This is a genomic window from Clostridium sp. AF36-4 (genome assembly GCF_003435975.1).
In the GTDB taxonomy this organism is placed as follows: domain Bacteria; phylum Bacillota; class Clostridia; order Lachnospirales; family Lachnospiraceae; genus Eubacterium_F.
The window spans coordinates 33,044-47,249 of the sequence record NZ_QTVH01000015.1 but is presented as its reverse complement, the minus strand read 5'-3'; the positions used below and the strand labels follow the sequence as shown (position 1 = coordinate 47,249).

Annotated in this window: 13 protein-coding genes; 12 read left to right on the top strand and 1 reads right to left on the bottom strand. The window is 41.5% G+C overall.

The window, feature by feature from the left end; translation table 11 throughout:
- Window positions 1-14: 14 nt before the first annotated feature.
- The 8 genes from DW005_RS14350 (at window position 15) to DW005_RS09055 (ending at window position 8,634) form a co-directional block, all read left to right on the top strand.
- Complete coding sequence (locus tag DW005_RS14350; RefSeq protein ID WP_117479044.1) at window positions 15-992, top strand: L,D-transpeptidase; 978 nt, start codon at window positions 15-17, stop codon at window positions 990-992.
- 22 nt (window positions 993-1,014) lie between these two features.
- Entirely contained in the window at window positions 1,015-3,423 is a 2,409-nt protein-coding gene (gene leuS, locus DW005_RS09085; protein ID WP_117479043.1) for a leucine--tRNA ligase, read from the top strand.
- 30 nt (window positions 3,424-3,453) lie between these two features.
- Window positions 3,454-5,865: a bifunctional glycosyltransferase family 2 protein/CDP-glycerol:glycerophosphate glycerophosphotransferase gene (locus DW005_RS09080; protein ID WP_117479042.1), complete on the top strand. Its 2,412-nt coding sequence runs from the start codon at window positions 3,454-3,456 to the stop codon at window positions 5,863-5,865.
- A gap of 22 nt (window positions 5,866-5,887) precedes the next feature.
- Window positions 5,888-7,096 carry a CDP-glycerol glycerophosphotransferase family protein gene (locus tag DW005_RS09075; protein ID WP_242989403.1) on the top strand — a complete coding sequence of 403 codons (1,209 nt, stop codon included), beginning with the start codon at window positions 5,888-5,890 and terminating at the stop codon, window positions 7,094-7,096.
- 24 nt (window positions 7,097-7,120) lie between these two features.
- Entirely contained in the window at window positions 7,121-7,594 is a 474-nt protein-coding gene (locus tag DW005_RS09070; protein ID WP_117479041.1) for an S-ribosylhomocysteine lyase, read from the top strand.
- Window positions 7,595-7,684: 90 nt separating this feature from the next.
- Window positions 7,685-8,110, top strand: coding sequence for a hypothetical protein (locus DW005_RS09065; RefSeq protein WP_117479040.1), 426 nt, complete (start codon window positions 7,685-7,687; stop codon window positions 8,108-8,110).
- Complete coding sequence (locus tag DW005_RS09060) at window positions 8,091-8,372, top strand: hypothetical protein (RefSeq protein ID WP_022377488.1); 282 nt, start codon at window positions 8,091-8,093, stop codon at window positions 8,370-8,372. Before DW005_RS09065 ends, DW005_RS09060 begins: the two co-directional genes overlap by 20 nt.
- A 112-nt stretch (window positions 8,373-8,484) precedes the next feature.
- A complete protein-coding gene (locus DW005_RS09055) occupies window positions 8,485-8,634 on the top strand; it encodes a hypothetical protein (protein WP_117479039.1) in 150 nt (49 codons plus the stop codon).
- Here the strand turns inward: DW005_RS09055 and DW005_RS09050 are convergent.
- Complete coding sequence (locus DW005_RS09050) at window positions 8,592-10,739, bottom strand: glycoside hydrolase family 3 C-terminal domain-containing protein (RefSeq protein ID WP_117479038.1); 2,148 nt, start codon at window positions 10,737-10,739, stop codon at window positions 8,592-8,594. The genes DW005_RS09055 and DW005_RS09050 overlap by 43 nt on opposite strands.
- A gap of 265 nt (window positions 10,740-11,004) precedes the next feature.
- On the opposite strand from DW005_RS09050, the gene DW005_RS09045 reads away from it, so the two are divergent.
- The 4 genes from DW005_RS09045 (at window position 11,005) to DW005_RS09030 (ending at window position 14,106) form a co-directional block, all read left to right on the top strand.
- Window positions 11,005-11,496 carry an NUDIX domain-containing protein gene (locus DW005_RS09045; RefSeq protein ID WP_117479037.1) on the top strand — a complete coding sequence of 164 codons (492 nt, stop codon included), beginning with the start codon at window positions 11,005-11,007 and terminating at the stop codon, window positions 11,494-11,496.
- A gap of 39 nt (window positions 11,497-11,535) precedes the next feature.
- Window positions 11,536-12,150, top strand: coding sequence for a sugar O-acetyltransferase (locus DW005_RS09040; RefSeq protein WP_347461587.1), 615 nt, complete (start codon window positions 11,536-11,538; stop codon window positions 12,148-12,150).
- A 121-nt stretch (window positions 12,151-12,271) separates the two neighbouring features.
- Window positions 12,272-13,546, top strand: coding sequence for a DUF4143 domain-containing protein (locus tag DW005_RS09035; RefSeq protein ID WP_117479036.1), 1,275 nt, complete (start codon window positions 12,272-12,274; stop codon window positions 13,544-13,546).
- Window positions 13,547-13,569: 23 nt separating this feature from the next.
- The gene (locus DW005_RS09030; protein WP_117479062.1) at window positions 13,570-14,106 is read left to right on the top strand and encodes a TIGR00730 family Rossman fold protein; all 537 of its coding nucleotides are present in this window, start codon (window positions 13,570-13,572) and stop codon (window positions 14,104-14,106) included.
- Window positions 14,107-14,206 lie beyond the last annotated feature (100 nt).

Sequence of the window (14,206 nt, the reverse complement as noted above, 5' to 3'; positions counted from 1 at the left end):
AATAGGAGGTAGTTTTGAAGAAGAAAATCAGCTTATTCGTTTTGTTGTTTCTCTTAGTATTGACAGCGAATTTTCAGACAACAAATGCGGCAGCAAAGAAAAACATATATAAGATAAAAGTAAACAAATTAAAGAATACGGTGACGGTATACCGTCATACGAAAAAAGGAAAGTACAAACCATATAAAGCATTTGTCTGTTCATCGGGCAAAGCGACACCGGTCGGCACTTTTTCTTTGAGAGAAAAATATCGGTGGCATGCACTGCTGGGACCGTCTTACGGTCAGTACTGTACAAGAATTTATGGAGGCTTTTTGTTTCATTCGGTATGGTATTATCAGCCAAAGAAAAATACACAGTCCTATGCTCAGTTTAATCGGTTGGGAACGATGGCATCTCATGGATGTATCCGATTGACGGTGGCAGACAGCAAATGGATTTATGATAATTGTCCATCCGGCACAAAAGTAGTAATTTACAATTCGCCAAAGGCAGGACCGCTTGGCAAGCCGAAGGCACAGAAGTTATCCGGGCATATGGGATGGGATCCGACTGATCCGGATATTCATAATCCATATTTGATTAAGGTAAAGAGTATCAAGCTGAGTACTACGAAAAAGACATTGGAAATTGGTGGTAAAAAGAAGGATGCTAAGTTTACGATTCGGGTAAAAAAGATTTTACCGAAAAAAGCGATGATCAAGAAGATGAAATACACTTCTTCCAATAAAAAGATTGCAACTGTCAATCAAAAAGGTGTCGTAAAAGCAAAGAAAAAGGGAACTTGTAAAATTTTTGTGGAGACAACCGATGGCAGTAAAATAAAAAAGGTATGTAAGATTACAGTGAAGCAGGTGGAAAAGAAACCGGTTGTTGTGCCAACACCGACACCGGCAGTTACACCGACGCCAACACCGACCCTTACACCAACGCCGTCACAAACGGCAGAACCAACACCGACATCAACGCCGGAATCGGCATTAAATGAGTGACAATAAGAAAAGAGGTAAAAAAATGAGTCAGAGTTACAATCCAAAAGAAATTGAAAAAAAATGGCAGAAAGTCTGGGAAGACGAAAAAGCTTTTCAGGCAACTAATGATTTCAGCAAGCCCAAATATTATGCCCTTGTTGAATTTCCATATCCATCCGGACAGGGACTTCATGTAGGACATCCGCGTCCGTATACGGCACTTGATATCGTAGCACGTAAAAGAAGAATGCAGGGCTACAACGTACTTTATCCGATGGGATGGGATGCGTTTGGTCTTCCGACAGAAAACTATGCAATTAAAAATAAAGTACATCCAAAGGAAGTAACGAAGAAGAATGTTGCAAGATTTAAAGCACAGCTTCAGGCACTTGGCTATTCCTTTGACTGGGATCGCGAAATTAACACAACAGATCCAAATTACTACAAATGGACCCAGTGGATTTTCCTGAAATTATTCAAAGCAGGACTTGCTTACAAGACAGAGATGCCGATTAACTGGTGTACTTCCTGTAAATGCGGTCTTGCCAATGAGGAAGTTGTAAACGGTGTGTGTGAGCGCTGTGGAAGTCCGGTTATCCGTAAGGTAAAGAGCCAGTGGATGCTTAAAATCACGGCATATGCAGATAAATTGATTGATGATTTGGATGGACTTGACTATATTGAAAGAGTCAAAGTTTCACAGAAAAACTGGATTGGACGTTCTCATGGTGCAGAAGTAGACTTCCAGATTAAAGATAAAGAAGAAAAACTCCGCATTTACACGACACGTCCGGATACTTTGTTTGGTGTAACTTACATGGTAGTATCTCCGGAACATCCATATCTGGATAAGTACAAAGATGAGATTAAAAACTGGGATGAGATTGTAGCCTACCGTGAGATGGCAGCAAGAAAATCCGATTTTGAGAGAACCGAGTTAGCAAAAGATAAAACAGGTGTAGCAATTGACGGACTTTTGGCAATTAATCCGGTAAATGGTGAGGAAATTCCAATCTGGGTATCCGATTATGTATTGATGAGCTACGGAACAGGAGCGATTATGGCGGTACCGGCACATGATACCCGTGACTGGGAATTTGCCAAGAAATTCAATTTGCCGATTCATGAAGTAATTGAAGGCGGTGACGTGGAAAAAGAGGCCTTCACGGATGTTGCTACGGGAACTCTTGTGAATTCCGGATTTTTAACCGGTAAATCTGTAGAAGAGGCAAAGAAAGAAATTATTGCCTGGTTAGAGGATAAGAAAGTGGGAACGGCAAAGAAAAACTTCAAACTGCGTGACTGGGTATTTTCCAGACAGCGTTACTGGGGTGAGCCGATTCCGATTGTAAAATGTGAAAAATGTGGTTATGTACCGATTCCTGAAGAAGAACTTCCGCTTCGTCTGCCGGAGGTAGACAACTATGAACCAACGGATAACGGGGAATCTCCAATCTCCAAAATCCGTTCCTGGGTTGAGACAACTTGTCCATGCTGTGGCGGAAAAGCAGAGCGTGAGACAGATACAATGCCTCAGTGGGCTGGTTCTTCGTGGTACTTCCTGCGTTATATTGACCCAACAAATGATGAAGCACTTGCCAGCAAAGAGGCTCTCAAATACTGGCTGCCGGTTGACTGGTACAATGGTGGTATGGAGCATACGACCCTTCACCTTTTGTATTCCCGTTTCTGGCATAAGTTCTTATATGACCAGGGCGTAGTACCGACCAAAGAGCCATATCAGAGGAGAACATCCCATGGTATGATTCTTGGTGAAAATGGCGAGAAGATGAGCAAATCCCGTGGTAATGTTGTAAACCCGGATGATATTGTAAATGTATACGGTGCTGATACACTCCGCACCTACGAAATGTTTATTGGTGCGTTTGATGCCGCTGCTGCATGGTCAGAAGATGGAGTAAAAGGCTGCCGCCGTTTCTTAGAGCGTGTATGGAAGTTAAAAGATATGGTGACAGATGAAGAAGGCTATTCCGCTGACTTGGAGACAAAAATGCATCAGACCATTAAGAAAGTAAGTAACGATTTTGAAACCTTGAAGTACAATACAGCAATTGCTGCCATGATGGCATTGATTAATGACTTCTACAAAAAAGGTTCCGTTACAAGAGACGAGTTTAAGACACTTCTTGTACTTTTGAATCCGGTTGCACCACATATTACAGAGGAATTGTGGAATGAGAAAAATTACGGTGGTTATTTGTTCCAGACAAGCTGGCCGGAATTTGATGAGGCAAAAACGGTAGAGGCTGTACAGGAAATTGGTGTACAGGTCAACGGTAAAGTACGTGCGACCGTTAAAATTGCCATTGATGCAGCGAAAGAAGATGCGTTGGCTGCTGGACGGGAAGCAATTGCTGATAAGCTTGCCGGCAAACAGATTGTAAAAGAAATTTATGTACCGGGACGTATTTTGAATTTCGTTGTAAAATAAGTAATTGCAAATGATTTGGAGGTGCAAAAAATGCCTAAGGTAAGTGTCATAATTCCTTATTTCAAGGGACAGGCATATTTGGAAGAATGTGTTCAGAGTATTGAAGAACAAAAGATAGAAGACTTAGAAATTATTGTTGTCAATGATAAAGATGGTCATGAAGTGCCGGATTCCGTAAAAGAGAATCCGCACGTCAAAGTATTTTTGGCAATGGATGAATTGCCGGAAGACGTCATTCGGGCTAATGAGGAGACGGCAGCAGTGTGGCGCGAGCAGAAAATCCACGAGAGAGTGGAGAAACGCTTAGATAGCGCAGAACGCCGCCGCGAGCAGGCCCGGGAAATGGAGAAAAAAGGAGATTCCATCAGCCTCTACACAGATAAAGAACTGCATCCGAGTGAGGAAGATTTGCTCGATGAGTATGAAGAAAAAATCGGACAGGTATATCCGTTTGGTGTTTCTTTCTGCCGTAACATCGGTTTAGAGAAAGCGACAGGAGAGTACGTTTATTTCATTGACTGTGACGATTACCTGATGGATGGGGCACTGAAACGACTGCTTGATTTGGCAGAAGAGAAACAGGCAGTTATGACAACCGGTAATAAATACAGTTCTTGGTTTAAACCGGTGAATTTTGATTTTGAAAAAGCAAAACAGGAAACTTTTATTGAGGGCGTAAAACCGTTGGAAGGACAGACGCTCCGCGACCGTTTTGTGGAAATGTATTCGGTGCAGCACTTTTTAATCCGCATGGATTTTGTGATGGAGCATGAGCTTTCGTTTGATACAACGACACGTTTTTACAGTGATATGACGTTTTGCGTGAAATTGTTGAAACTGGCATCGGGTAAAATGTGGGTTGATGGTGACAGTCTGTATATCTGGCGTCACCGCAACGACCAGATTCATCTGCCGGCACTCTGCCAGAAAAAGCGTGGACACCGCAGCGGTGAATTTTTGGATGCCTATGATAAATGTCTGCATATTATTAAACCGGAAGATAAGGACCTTCGTTTTGCACTGGACCATTATTTGATGAATTTCTTCTGGCGTAAATATCCGGCACGAATTTTGAGAGAAAATGCGCCGAAGTTTGCGAAAGCAATGGCAAATATGCCGGAATGGAAAAACGTAATTAAAGAGTATGGTATATTCCAGCGTTTGCAGTTGTCAATTACCCGCAAGGGGAAATTTCGTATGGCAAAACCGGTTATGAAATTCAATAAGTGGCGCAAAAAGAAAAAAGGTTTGATTGGAAGCCGTATTCAGTGGTATCGTGTGCTGGAACGCCACATTTTCAAGAAAATGCCATTGCGTCATGACTGGGTATTTATCGAGAGTTTCTTCGGAAAGAGTTACTCCGACAGCCCGAAATACCTGTATGAATATCTGCAAAAGACCAGAGGGGATAAGTACCGTTATATTTGGGTATTAAATAACAAATCCGAAGCACTTGCAAAAACCGGAAAACATACGAGAGTAAAGATGAATAGTCTTCGTTATGTGTATTACGCATCCCGTTGTGGATATCGTATTTTTAACGTGCGTCAGCCTGCTTGGAATAAAAAGCGTCCGGGTGTTGTTTTCCTGGAAACATGGCATGGTACACCGCTTAAGAAACTGGCATTTGATATGGATGATATTACATCTGCAAGCCAGAATCATAAGACACTGTTTTATAAGCACGGCCGCGAGTGGAATTATTTGATTTCTGCCAACCGTTTTTCAACGGATGTGTTTGAGCGTGCATTTGTTTATGACAGAGATAAGATTTTGGAATATGGTTATCCGAGAAATGATATTCTATATGCGGATAACAAAGAAGAAATTGCTGCCGAAGTGAAGAAAGAACTTGGTATTCCGGAAGGAAAACGAGTAATTTTGTATGCGCCAACCTGGCGTGATAACCAGTTCTATGACCGTGGTAAATATAAGTTTACGCTGGCTCTTGATTTAGGCAGACTGCAAAAAGAATTTGGTGAGGACAGTGTTGTACTTTTGCGTACACATTACTACATTGCCGATATTTTGGACTTGACCGAGTACGAAGGATTTGTTTATAACGGAAGCCAGTACGAAGATGTGTCTCGTCTGTATCTGGCATCGGATATTTGTATTACCGATTATTCTTCTGTATTCTTTGACTTTGCAAACTTAAAGCGTCCGATTTTGTTCTACGCATATGATTTTGATGAGTATGCAGATGAAATCCGAGGCATGTATATGGATATGGAGAAAGAACTTCCGGGTCCGATTCTCCGCACCAACGATGCCGTTGTCGATGCTTTACATCATATGGATGCAATTGAGGAAACTTACAAAGAACGTTACGAAGAATTTTACGAGAGATTTTGCAGCGTGGATGATGGACATGCTTCTGAGCGCGTGATTGAAAAAGTGTTTGGCGAGCGTGAAAACGGTACATTGGATACGGAGCAGTAAGTAAGCTACAAGGAGGAACAACGTGCGTAAAGGAATTTATCATTTGGTAAAACAGATTGTCGTTTTGTTTTATTACTTAATGTGTAATCTGTGCCCGGTAAAACAAAATCGCATTGTTTTTGACAGCAGCCTTGGAAAAAGTTATTCCGGAAATCCGAAACACATTTACGAATATCTCATGGCAAACGGATATGATTTGAATTGGGATTGTATTTGGTTTTACGAGAATGAAAAGTATAATATTCCGGGGATGAGCAGACAGGTCCGCTATGGGCGTCTGCGCTATCTGTACTACATGGCGACGGCGAAAGTTTGGGTGTTTGATACGAGACAGCCGGAGTTTTTGCTGCGCCGCAAGGGAACCTATTATATTCAGACATGGCACGGAACACCGCTCAAAAAACTGGCACTGGATATGGAAGATGTATTTATGGTGGGTGAGAGCGACATTGATTCCTACAAAGAACATTTTACGAAAAACGTTCATACATGGGATTTTTTGATATCCCAAAATCCGTTTTCCTCGGAGACATTTCGACGGGCATTTGATTTCCACCGAGAAATGTTAGAATACGGATATCCGAGAAATGATATATTGTTCCGGGAGAATACGACAGAGGGAATCCGAAGTTTTAAGAGAAAACTGGGACTTCCGGAGGATAAAAAGATTATTTTGTATGCGCCAACCTGGCGAGATGACGAATTTTCGGAAGATGATAAATACGAGTTCCGTCCACAGATTTCTTTTGAAAAACTGCAAAAAGAACTGGGCGATGAGTACATTATGATTGTCAAATACCATTATCTGATTATGGATGCGATTGACTGGTCGCCGTATGAGGGATTTATTTATCATTTTGACCAGAGCCGCGATATTGCAGAGTTGTTTTTGGTGTCCGATATACTAATTACGGATTATTCTTCCGTAATGTTTGATTATAGTATTTTGAACCGTCCGATGTTTTTCTTTGCTTACGATTTTTATAAATACAAAAATGAACTTCGTGGATTTTATTTCAGTTACAGCAAAGAGATGCCGGGACCGATTTCAACAACGACGGATGAGTTGATTGAGGATATCCACTCGTATGATTATTCGGTTTATGCACAGAGGTATGAAAAGTTCAAGAAAAAATATAATTCCATCGATGATGGCAGGGCGGCAAGCCGTGTTTTACATTTGATGAAGCAGTTGATTCCAAGCAAACGAACAGACGTTTATTATGAGTAATTGCAGCAAAGGAGGCATTTTGCAATGGAAACAATTAAGAGTTTTACCGTGGACCACAAAAGACTTCTGCCGGGAGTTTATGTAAGCAGAAAAGACAGTACCGGACATGATGTGGTAACAACATTTGATATTCGTATGACAAGACCGAATTTTGAGCCGGTGATGAATACGGCTGAGATTCATACGTTAGAGCATCTGGGGGCAACCTTTTTGCGGAATCATGAAGAATGGGGCGATAAGATTATTTATTTTGGTCCGATGGGATGCCGTACCGGTTTTTATCTTTTGCTTGCCGGTGACTATGAATCGGAAGATATTATCTCACTGCTTCGTGAAATGTTTGAGTTTGTCTGTCATTTTGAGGGCGAGATTCCGGGTGCAGCACCGGAGGCGTGTGGCAATTATTTAGACCAGAATCTGCCGATGGCAAAATATCTGGCTGAAAAATATTTAGAACATGTTTTGACTGGAATTACGCCGGATCGTCTGAAATATTAATCAGACCATAGAAAAAAAGGAATAGGCTTCGCATCTTGCGCATAGGATATACAGGAAATGTAGTTCGTTTGTTTGAAGGCGGGGTCTGAGATGATGAAATGGGATAGCCGAATGCATAATACAAGAAGTGTACAGGTATTAAAGGTGGCAATCCCATTTTTTGATGTATCGGAGGGAGAGCTCATTGATGTAGAGGGATTGCTTCAGGCAATTCATCCTTTGACCTGTGGCAGAGAGCGGAAGATGATGGATTCTGTGATGTCTTTTTTTCAGATGCGGCATATGATGGATTTGTTTCGCATGATGCGTGAGGTGCAGAAGGCAAATGAGGCATCCGGGGCAGAGGGCACGGAAAATCCATTTGAAATGTTAAAGATGCTTATGCCGGAGGAGAGTCAAAAGGATTTTGAAATGATTTCTTCTATGATGGAAATGATGCAGGCAGCTTCTGTGGAACAGCCCGAACAAGCGGAAAATGAGGGAGAGGAAGAAGAAAATGAGCACATCGATGTTTGACGAGTATGACATTTTTAAAACAATGCATCCGGTAAAATTGCAGGTGATGAAGGAACTGGCTGAGAATATGCAGGGCAAAAGTATGAAAGATGCCGCACCGCTTTTGATGGCGGCAACCACGAAACTGAAAAACCATAATTTATCTTTTTCACCGGAAGAATCGAAAGTGCTGCTTGAGATTCTGACAAGAAATATGAGTCCGCAGGAGAAGGCAAAGGTGGAAATGATGAAAAATGTTGTGGCAAGGCAGCAGAAAAAGTAAGAAAGGAAAGAGCATAAGACAGAACATGAATTGACCTTTTTGGCGCCACATCGTGAAATTGCACCCCGAGGTATGACTTTGGCTTGGTGACCGCTATCTGGTGGCCCCTGTCATGGACGAGACCGGTGAAGTGACGTATTACCTTCCACAGGGACAGTGGAAAAATTATTTCACCGGCGAAACCAGACAGGGCGCACTTTGGATAACGGAAACGGTTGATTATTTTACGATTCCGCTCTGGGAAAGGGTGACTTCGGATTGAAAGAAAATATCTTTTACCGAAGTGCCAATCCATAAGGAATAGGTACCCTCATTTATCACAAAAGCTTGATTTTTACAGTTATAGGTGGAAAAGTCCTTTTTGCTAAGGCAGAGGGAAACATGTTTTGTTTCCTGTGGGGCGAGTGCCACCTTTTTAAATGCCCTCAATTGTTTTTTTGGCTGCCCTTCTTCCGGAATGCCGACATAGAGCTGTATGGTCTGTGCACCTGCTCTGTTTCCAGTGTTTGTAATCTGGCAGCGGCAGCAAACAGTTTCATCGTCGGTTTTTTCAACGGAAAAATCATGCAAATCAAAGGTTGTGTAACTAAGACCGTATCCAAATGGGAAGAGAACCGGAATTTCTTCGGTTTCATAATAGCGGTAGCCAACCATTAATTTTTCCGTGTATTCCACATGACGCTGACCGGAATTATCCACTGTGCCCGGATAGGATTTGAATTTTTCGGTCGGTGTATCACAAAGGTGAACCGGATAGGTTTCTGCCAAGTGTCCGGACGGATTTACCTCGCCAAAGAGAACTCGTGCTAAAGCAAGTCCGCCATGCATGCCACAGTAGCTTGTCTGAATCAGTGAGTTTACTTTATTAATCCATGGCATTTCAACCGGACCGCCGTTGATCAGTACCACGGTGAGATTTTTACATTTTTCTGTCAAAGCCTCAATCACTTCGTTTTGTCCATATGGAAGTGTCATGTCCGGGCGGTCAAATCCTTCGACGTCATAAGCGTGGTTTAATCCACCGATAAAGATGACTTCATCGTAGGACGGGCAGGCATCCAGTGCCTCTTTCAGATACTTCTCACGTATCGGGCGGATTTCTTTGTCAAACTGTTCTTTTCCGCGGTCTGTTGTATAATCTACATCCAGACTTTCTGCCTGCCAGTCGACTTCACCGGCTACATGTTTTTCATTATCTACGTAATAACCGGGCAGCCAGTCAATCTGTGCATCACCGCCGAGTACCATACGCATGCCAAGCATTGGCGAAATATCATAAAGTGCTTTGATTTCCGCACTTCCACCGCCGGCAGCATGTGTTCTTTTGGCGTTATCGCCGAGGACAAGAATTTTCTTTGTTTCCTTGGAAAGCGGGAGATGTGCCGTGTCATTTTTTAACAGGACAATTCCTTCTTCCGCAATTTGCTGAATGGTCTGCTGATGGTCTTTTGTGTTTGTGCAGCCTTTATTTCTGGTTTTGTCACCGAGCTTAATCCGCTCCATCATTGTTAAAATCCGCTCAATCCGCTCGTCAATTACGGATTCGTCGATTTTTCTGGATTTTACTTTTTCAAGAAGTGGATTTGCTAACTTATAATCGTCAAAATCCGGTGTGACGGACATTTCCATATCAACCCCGTTTAGAGCGGTTTTTTCCGTGTTGTGTACGCCGCCCCAGTCAGAAATTGTAACCCCATCATAGTGCCATAAATCACGCAGAATCTTTTTTAAAAGCGTTGCATTTTCACAGCAAAATTCGCCGTCATATTTGTTGTAGGCACCCATCACACTATACGAGCCACCTTCCATTAATGCATCATAAAATGCCGGCAGATATAATTCAAAAAGTGTTTTGTCATCGACTTTGGTATCGACACTTAATCGGTCACACTCCTGATTATTCAGGGCAAAATGTTTCACACAAGCAGCTACATCCTGTGACTGGATTCCCTGCACCAAAGGGACTGCCATACGTCCGGTAAGGTGTGGATCCTCGCTCATATATTCAAAGTTTCTTCCACACAGAGGAGTCCGTTTGATGTTGATGCCGGGTGCTAAAATGACATCTTTTCCTCGTCCGCGTGCTTCATCCCCTAACACTTCGCCAAATTTACGGGCAAGGTTAGGATTCCACGTGGTGCAAAGACACGTATTACTCGGCAGCCAGCTTACGAAATCCGTTGTATCATCAATTGGTGTCCAACTGTCATTTTCAAATTCCTGACGAACTCCGCTTGGTCCATCCGACATAACAAGAGAAGGAATATTAAGTCGTTTCACTGCACCGGAACGAAAAAGTCCGGCGGCATGAATCATCGCTATTTTTTCTTCCAGAGTGAGTTTGGAAATGATGTTTTTGTGGTTCATGAAATACCTCCTTTTACTTGTAAAATCGTCCAAAACATCTTGAGATTAGTATAGCATAGGTGGTGGTTTTTTGGAAGTTCCGTAAAATGTCTCAAATAAATTTGCACCTCTTGTGCCGCTTTCGCTTATCAAACACGCAGGGGTATCGGCATGTAAACTACAATTTGCCGAAAGCGTTGCATTTGTTACTTTCATGAGGTTTGGTGTTGTGGTAAAATGAGGGGGAATCAGGTGTAGTTTAGTTATACAGAAGGAGAGGGTATTTATGATTGAAAAATGGGATGCATACGATAAATATTTTAATAAGATTGCCGATGGTTCGCTTATAAGAGGAGAAGTTATTCCAGATGGGGTGTATCATTTGGTAGGGGAAATTATTGTGAAACATACGGATGGTACATATTTACTCATGCAGAGGGATTATAAGAAACAATCTGGTGGGAAATGGGAATTGACAGCGGGTGGCTCGGCATTACAGGGAGAATCGCCGTTAGAATGTGCAATTAGAGAGTTAAGAGAAGAGACAGGAATTGTTTGTTCAGACTTAAAAGAGTTAAAAAGGGTTGTTCATGATGGTTACCATTCACTTTTTGTGGAATACTTATGTGTTACCAAATGTGATAAAAATTCTATTGTCTTGCAAGAAGGAGAAACTGTTGATTATAAGTGGGTAAATCGAGAGGATATTTTAAAAATGGGAGAAGATACATTAGCTTCATCAAGGGCGTTAGAATGCATGATGCATGATGAGGTGTAACTATGGCAGAATATAGATATAAAAATACGGAGGATGCAGATGATGAATAGTAAAGAAAAAGATGAATATGTGAATCAGGCAATGGAGAGAATGACATCGATGGAGCCATATTATTGTAATCCATTTGATAATCCAAAGGAATTGAAGGAAAGAGCAAGTGATTTGCTGAAGCGTTTGAATTCTTTGGGGGATAATACTCAGGAAGAAAAAGAAAGTATTATGCGGCAGTTGTTTGGAACTTACAATAAGCTTGCATTTCCGGGGGATGGTTTTAAGTGCGATTATGGATTTAATATTCATTTTCATGGACTTGCAGTTATCAATTACAACGTGGTGATGTTGGATACTTCACCAATCAACATAGGAGCGGGTGCATTTATTGCTCCCGGTGTGTGTCTGGCGTGTTCCGGACATGCGATTCATCCGTCTCAGAGAAACCGCATGTTGACAAGTGCGCCGATAACGCTTGGAGAAAATGTGTGGCTCGGTGCCAACGTGACGGTTGTAGGCGGTGTTTCAATTGGTGATGGAAGTGTTATTGGAGCAGGCAGTGTAGTGACAAAAGATATTCCTGCAGAAGTGATTGCAGCAGGTTCCCCATGTAAAGTGATACGTGAGATTACTGAAGATGATTTACTTGAGGAAAAACAATAGAAAAATGCCAAAACGCCGAAAAATAAAATGCCAAAACGCCGAAAAATAAAATGCCAAAACGCCGAAAAATAAATTGCCAAAACGCCGAAAAATGATATAATTTTATTGGAGGTGGCTAATTATGAGAGAATATAAACCACGTATTGTGGATGAAATATTAAAAGATAAGCTTGAGGCGAAAGGAGCAGTTGTTATTGAAGGACCCAAATGGTGCGGAAAAACGACGACGGCAATGCAGATTGCTCGTAGTGTCTTAAGAATGGATGAGCCGAGCAAACGGGAAACGAATATTCAGATGTCTGAGATTGCTCCAGAAAGGTTATTAAAAGGTGACACTCCAAGATTGATTGATGAATGGCAAATTGCTCCAAAACTGTGGGACGCTACAAGGTACGAGGTGGATACAAGAGGTGAGGAGGGGCAATTTATTCTGACTGGCTCAGCAGTGCCGGTAGATTCAAAGGATATAACACATTCGGGGACGGGACGTTTTACATGGCTGACAATGAGACCGATGTCATTATACGAATCAGCCGATTCCACGGGACAAGTGAGTTTGAAAGATTTATTTGATAAACCAGACAGCCTAGAAGGAGAAAATAATTTAAATATAGATAAATTGGCATTTTTGATTTGCAGAGGGGGATGGCCTCATGCTGTTGGAATGAGAGAAAAGATTGCATTAGCACAAGCAGAGGATTATTATGAGGCTGTTATAAAATCAGATATTAATAGGGCAGATGGCGTGAGCAAAAATTCTGAAAGAGTAAAGAGATTGTTGAGGTCTTTGGCAAGAAATCAAGGTGCACAAATTGCAAATACAATGTTGAAAAATGATATTGTATCAAATGATACAGAATCATTAAATGAGGATACTATTGCGTCATATTTAAATGCATTGAAAAAGATTTTTGTGATTGAAGATATGCCAGCTTGGAATCCCAATTTAAGATCCAAAACATCCATTCGTTCATCGGATACAAGATATTTTGTGGATCCCTCAATTGCAGTATCTGCGTTGGGGGCTGGACCGCAGGACTTAATAAATGATTTAAATACCATGGGATTGTTATTTGAAACATTGTGTGTTAGGGATCTTCGCGTTTATGCAGAAAAAATAGGTGGCAGTGTCTTGCATTATAGAGACAAATCAGGATTGGAATGTGACACGGTAATTCATCTTAAAAATGGTCGATATGGATTGGCTGAAATAAAATTAGGTGGTCAAAAACTTATTGAGGAGGGAGCAGCTAATTTAAAGGCGTTATCTAACAAAATTGACACTTCCAAAATGCTGGCACCGTCATTTTTAATGATAATTATAGGTGTAGGCGAGTTTGCATACAAAAGAGAAGATGGTATCTTTATAGTACCAATCGGATGTTTAAAGGATTGATGCCTTATGCGAAAGGAGAGGTTATGAATATTACCGTATATCTTGGAGCCAGCAAAGGAAACGACAACACACTTGCAAATGCAGTGAGAGAACTTGGCACATGGATTGGAGAAAGTGGAAATTCGCTTGTTTACGGAGGCTCTAAATCCGGGCTGATGGGCGAAATTGCCGAAAGCGTGCTGCGTGCAGGGGGAAAGGTTACCGGTGTGGAACCACAGTTTTTTATTGATGCAGGTTTTTTGTACGAAGATGTTACAAATCTAATTGTGACAAATGACATGTCGGAACGAAAAGCGAAGATGATTGAACTGGGGGATGCTTTTATCGCATTTCCTGGTGGTACCGGTACATTGGAAGAAATCGCGGAAATTATGTCGAAAGTGTCGTTAGGACATTTGGATGCTCCGTGTATTCTTTATAATCTTAACGGTTATTATGACAGTTTAAGGGATTTACTTCGGCATATGATTGAGAAAGATTTATCAACCGAGGAAAGGCAGCAGGGAATTTATTTTGCTGAAAATCTTGAGCAGATTAAGGAGATTCTTTTGGAGGAATAATCAGTAAAAAACATTTGACAATTAAAAAAATTACAAATATAATACTTTATTGAACGAGTAGCAAAATTGCGTAAATCCAGTTTTGCTGCTCTATTTTTTT

Bases quoted from the DNA above. Each gene is read 5' to 3' on its own strand.
- DW005_RS09055 (WP_117479039.1), top strand. From the start codon at position 8,485: ATGGACGAGACCGGTGAAGTGACGTATTACCTTCCACAGGGACAGTGG.
- DW005_RS09030 (WP_117479062.1), top strand. From the start codon at position 13,570: ATGAATATTACCGTATATCTTGGAGCCAGCAAAGGAAACGACAACACA.
- DW005_RS09070 (WP_117479041.1), top strand. From the start codon at position 7,121: ATGGAAACAATTAAGAGTTTTACCGTGGACCACAAAAGACTTCTGCCG.
- DW005_RS09040 (WP_347461587.1), top strand. From the start codon at position 11,536: ATGATGAATAGTAAAGAAAAAGATGAATATGTGAATCAGGCAATGGAG.
- DW005_RS09080 (WP_117479042.1), top strand. From the start codon at position 3,454: ATGCCTAAGGTAAGTGTCATAATTCCTTATTTCAAGGGACAGGCATAT.
- DW005_RS09065 (WP_117479040.1), top strand. From the start codon at position 7,685: ATGATGAAATGGGATAGCCGAATGCATAATACAAGAAGTGTACAGGTA.
- DW005_RS09035 (WP_117479036.1), top strand. From the start codon at position 12,272: ATGAGAGAATATAAACCACGTATTGTGGATGAAATATTAAAAGATAAG.
- DW005_RS09050 (WP_117479038.1), bottom strand. From the start codon at position 10,739: ATGAACCACAAAAACATCATTTCCAAACTCACTCTGGAAGAAAAAATA.
- DW005_RS09060 (WP_022377488.1), top strand. From the start codon at position 8,091: ATGAGCACATCGATGTTTGACGAGTATGACATTTTTAAAACAATGCAT.
- leuS (WP_117479043.1), top strand. From the start codon at position 1,015: ATGAGTCAGAGTTACAATCCAAAAGAAATTGAAAAAAAATGGCAGAAA.
- DW005_RS09045 (WP_117479037.1), top strand. From the start codon at position 11,005: ATGATTGAAAAATGGGATGCATACGATAAATATTTTAATAAGATTGCC.